The organism is Isoptericola haloaureus, assembly GCF_036689775.1.
Classification (GTDB): domain Bacteria; phylum Actinomycetota; class Actinomycetes; order Actinomycetales; family Cellulomonadaceae; genus Isoptericola; species Isoptericola haloaureus.
The window spans coordinates 1-315 of the sequence record NZ_JBAGLP010000029.1; the positions used below are offsets into that span (position 1 = coordinate 1).

Sequence of the window (315 nt, forward strand, 5' to 3'; positions counted from 1 at the left end):
GGGCCGGCAGGTTCGCCACCCCACCCCGCCCGCCCCGCCGCGGCAGCGCGGGAAACGCCGCCGTGGCTGCCGACAGCGGCGGCACCCCGGGCACCCGGGCGGCAGGCGCCGACCCGGCGTGGGCCCGGCCCGTCGCCGCCGTCGTCCGGGCCACCTCGCGGGGCGCCCCGGCGGCCCGGGGGTGCCGCGCCTCGGCCGCGGCGCCGAGCGCGTCGGGCGGCGCCGCTCCGGCGACGGACCCCGCCACCGACGAGCGCACGGCGGCCCAGACCAGCTCGTCCCGGCCGCCCGCGGGCTCGGCCAACCGCCCCAGCC

General features: G+C 86.3%; 1 pseudogene. It reads right to left on the reverse strand.

The window, feature by feature from the left end:
- A pseudogene (locus V5O49_RS00105) lies at positions 1 to 315 on the reverse strand (hypothetical protein); the annotation flags it as partial.